Origin of the sequence: Methylobacterium gnaphalii (assembly GCF_007992215.1) — a bacterium.
In the GTDB taxonomy this organism is placed as follows: Bacteria; Pseudomonadota; Alphaproteobacteria; order Rhizobiales; family Beijerinckiaceae; genus Methylobacterium; species Methylobacterium gnaphalii.
In genome coordinates, this window is sequence record NZ_BJZV01000078.1 from 1 (window position 1) to 3,470 (window position 3,470).

The window sequence follows — 3,470 nt, forward strand, 5'->3', positions numbered from 1 at the left end:
CGGCGCATGATCATCTGGCGGCGTCGGTGCTCGTGCCGGTTTGCGATGTCGGATTCGTGCAGCTGCCGACGTCGACCGCCCAGATCCCGACCATCACGCTCGACGACTACCGATTCGACGAGCTCGATGAGGGCGGGTTCCTGGTCTTCGACCCGGCCGGCGTGCCGATCCAGGAAGAGGCGTTCGAGAACGAGGACGTCGCCTACGACGTTGCGCGCGAACATTTCGCAGCCTCGCGCGGCAAGACCCTCGAGGAACTCGATGCAGAAGAGGCGGCGGCTGGCGCCGGCGACCTAGCTACCGTCCCGGAGGACTGGCGGAGCCTACACCACACGCAGCGCCGCGCTCTGGCGCAGAAGATCAAGGGCGAGCCGGTCGCCAACACCGCCGAGGCGGACGAGGTGATCGAGGAATACGTGACCCGGCCGCGGTAGCTGCCGAGCCACCCTCGAACCAGTCGAGGCGAACGATGCGCCTAGCAATCTTTGGAGCTGTTGCGCTTGCCTTGGTGGGCGCAACGCCCGCGCGTGCACAGGCAACCGCCAACGGCTTCGAGGCCGTGGCGAGCCCGGCTATGCCGCCTTTCATGCGGGCGGCCGACCCCTTCCTGCTGCCGGCGACATCGACGCCTCAGCAGTATCTGATCACTCAACCCGAGAAGACGGCGAGCTACCGGGGCGTCAACTCGTGCCTGATGGCGGACGTGCGGATCAAGACGGTCAAGGCATCCGCCCCGATCACCTCGACGCCGACGCCCTATCCCGGCGTCAGCAAGGTCACCTCGCCGACGGCCACGGTGTCGGAGATGACCGGGACACGCTTCATGGCGCGGTGGGGCGAGTGGCTCGGCAGCACGCCGAACCCCATGGGCGGCCAACAGCGCATCATCTCTATCATGCTTGTGCCCATTCCCGGCACGTCGACCGACATCAGCGGCCTGACCTGCATTTTCGAGCTTGGCTACGGGAACGGCGGTTGATGCGTGCGCTCACGCCTCTCGCGCTGTGCATCCTTCTGGCGCTCGGCTCGTCGGCGGACAGCCGGATGGGCGGCGCCACCGGCATGGGGCAGGTCGGCCCGCGCGGTGCGCAAGGGCCGCAGGGAGATCCGGGGCCGGCGGGCGTTGCCGGTACTCCAGGAGAAAAAGGCGACAAGGGCGATGCAGGACTCCAAGGTCCGAAAGGTGAAACCGGCGCTGCAGGTACGGCCGGCCTCAAAGGAGATGCAGGCCCAATTGGTCCAACAGGCCCGGCAGGCGCGACAGGGCAGGCTGGACCACCAGGGCCAAAAGGCGATGCGGGCCCTCATGGCAGCCCAGGCGCCACAGGATTAACTGGTCCGGCTGGGCCAACCGGCGCTATAGGACCTTCTGGGGCCAGGGGATCGCAAGGCGATCCTGGTCCCCAGGGGGCAAAGGGCGATGCCGGGCCGCAAGGACCAAAAGGCGACACCGGGGCAACAGGCCCCGCTGGTGCCAACGGCGCAGCAGGAGCAACTGGTCCAGCAGGCGCGACGGGCGCGGTCGGACCGGCAGGTAGAAAAGGCGATCCAGGTGCTCAAGGAGCATCAGGACCCGCCGGCCCCGCAGGAGTAGCCGGGCCTCAGGGACCCAACGGAGGGACGGGCGCCCAAGGTTCCGTAGGTGCGACCGGCCCTGCCGGCGCACCGAAGCGGGTCGAGCGCTACACGGCCACGACGAACGCCAGTGGAATTGCGACGTTCGCCTGGTCGGCGTGCTCGGCTTCGCCGGACGTCGACCTGATCGAAGGTTGGACCGGAACAGCACTTGCGCCCATCCGGATCGGCGGCGCCGTGACCGCCTTCACGACTTCCGGCGCCAACGTCCAGGCTTACGAGTCGCGCGGCACGCTGGCTTTGAGCGCAGGGCCGTATCAAGCTGCGGCAGCGAACCGCTCCGTCACCGTGCGCGTGATCTGCAACTGATGTCCGCTCTAGGACGGCTGCTCTTCGGTCGTGGGTTCGTCGGCCTTTGCCGTCAGGTTCTCGTTATCGTCGTCGCTGAGCACCTCATCGATCTCATCCGCAAGATCGCCCATCTGGTCCTCGGTGAGGAAGATGCGGAAGATTTCTCCGTCCTGCGCCTCCAGCGTGAGGTGGAAGCCTCCCTCGACCTCGTTGGTGAGAACGCGGGCCAATTTCTTCGTCGGTGTCATGGCGGTTTCCGTGCTGGTGGCCGTGAGCAACGCGGCGCCATGCTGATGGTCCCATTCGCGGGTGCAGAATGAGCATCGTCGTCATCACGCCGCCCACGTCGAAACGTCTGACGACGGTCGAGCATGTGCGCGGCGATCTCGGCCTCGCCGAGAACGTGCCGCCGACGGCGCAGATCGAGCGCTGGATTGATCAGGCTTCTTCGCGGGCCGCCTCGTTCTGCCGCCGCACGTTCGGCCGCGAGTTGGTCCGGCAACGGTTCGAGTTGTGTCACGGCCGTATCGATGAAGCGCAGAGCGGGCTGCTGCTGGATCGCGGGCCGGTCGTGTCCATCTCCTCGGTCACAGTGGATGGCGAGGCCCAGGACGCGAGCACCTACGAGTCGGACGGGCGGTTCCTGTACCGCCTCGACGGGATGGATCGCCGCTGCTGGTACGGGCGCGTAGTCCTGGTCGAGTATATGGCGGGATGGGTGTTGCCAGGAGATAGCGATGCCTCGCAGCCGCCTGCCGGCGCCGAACTGCTCCCAGCCGACGTCGAGCGCGCAGTGATTCAGCTTGTCGGCGCCGCCCTCTCGGCTGGCTCCCGCGACATGATGGTGAAGTCGGAGCGGGTCGAAGGCGTTGGTCAAACGGACTGGTATGTACAGGGTGCAAATGCATCTCTGCCGCACCCAGAGGCCGAGGCACCTTTGTCTGAGTATCGAAAACTGTTGTTCACATGATGCCGGCTTAGATTTCACTCACGCGATTACTAGAATATCGATTGTTAACTGCGCTGCTGGTTGTTCAAGTTTGTCAACGCGGAATAGTTTGATCTCTATATAATCAATGGCCACCTCATTGACCGTTAAAGAATATGAGTCAGTATAGTCTGGGTTACTGTTGTTTGGTGCGCGAGCTGTCAGCATCACCGTGAAAGGGTTTGCGGTAGGCAATCTTATATTCGTAACTTGGAAAATAACAGCTATTCGAGGATGAAACGTACTTTATATTGATAAATTCCCGCATCAAGCAGGTTTCTGTCCGCGGACTGGGCCTCAATCACTATTTCCTCTAGGCGATCATCAGTCATGGCCGGACCTTTCGGGTCAGTGATTATTCAAGAGTGGCGCGGAAGATTATGCATTACTACAGTATATATGTAAACCAGTTCAATTTCAGATCAATTCCTAGTCGAAAGGCGATATCGATCTTCTGATGGATCCTGAACAAGCCACTGCGCAGCTAGACCGCCAGATCGCGGCGAGCGGGCAGGGAGCAAAGCTCGAGCGGCTGTCTCCCGTAGCGTCCGGAGAT

6 protein-coding genes are annotated in these 3,470 nt (G+C 63.3%); 5 read left to right on the top strand and 1 reads right to left on the bottom strand.

The features are described from left to right. From MGN01_RS23065 to MGN01_RS24475, 4 genes are all read left to right on the top strand, one after another. The coding region (locus tag MGN01_RS23065) for a hypothetical protein (protein WP_210246104.1) at positions 1 to 434 on the top strand (434 nt) is incomplete at its 5' end. A gap of 35 nt (positions 435 to 469) precedes the next feature. Then, positions 470 to 979, top strand: a complete 510-nt coding sequence (locus tag MGN01_RS23070; protein WP_147049127.1) for a hypothetical protein — start codon at positions 470 to 472, stop codon at positions 977 to 979. Between the two features lie 441 nt (positions 980 to 1,420). Then, complete coding sequence (locus MGN01_RS24350) at positions 1,421 to 1,594, top strand: hypothetical protein (RefSeq protein WP_244612320.1); 174 nt, start codon at positions 1,421 to 1,423, stop codon at positions 1,592 to 1,594. A gap of 218 nt (positions 1,595 to 1,812) precedes the next feature. Beyond that, a complete protein-coding gene (locus MGN01_RS24475) occupies positions 1,813 to 1,944 on the top strand; it encodes a hypothetical protein (protein ID WP_280178568.1) in 132 nt (43 codons plus the stop codon). An 8-nt stretch (positions 1,945 to 1,952) separates the two neighbouring features. On the opposite strand, the gene MGN01_RS23080 is transcribed toward MGN01_RS24475, so the two are convergent. Beyond that, positions 1,953 to 2,174 carry a hypothetical protein gene (locus MGN01_RS23080; protein WP_147049129.1) on the bottom strand — a complete coding sequence of 74 codons (222 nt, stop codon included), beginning with the start codon at positions 2,172 to 2,174 and terminating at the stop codon, positions 1,953 to 1,955. A gap of 68 nt (positions 2,175 to 2,242) precedes the next feature. Between MGN01_RS23080 and MGN01_RS23085 the strand changes: the two genes are divergently transcribed. Further along, positions 2,243 to 2,896, top strand: a complete 654-nt coding sequence (locus MGN01_RS23085; RefSeq protein ID WP_147049130.1) for a hypothetical protein — start codon at positions 2,243 to 2,245, stop codon at positions 2,894 to 2,896. Positions 2,897 to 3,470 lie beyond the last annotated feature (574 nt).

Bases quoted from the DNA above. Each gene is read 5' to 3' on its own strand.
- MGN01_RS23070 (WP_147049127.1), top strand. From the start codon at position 470: ATGCGCCTAGCAATCTTTGGAGCTGTTGCGCTTGCCTTGGTGGGCGCA.
- MGN01_RS24350 (WP_244612320.1), top strand. From the start codon at position 1,421: ATGCCGGGCCGCAAGGACCAAAAGGCGACACCGGGGCAACAGGCCCCG.
- MGN01_RS23080 (WP_147049129.1), bottom strand. From the start codon at position 2,174: ATGACACCGACGAAGAAATTGGCCCGCGTTCTCACCAACGAGGTCGAG.
- MGN01_RS23085 (WP_147049130.1), top strand. From the start codon at position 2,243: ATGAGCATCGTCGTCATCACGCCGCCCACGTCGAAACGTCTGACGACG.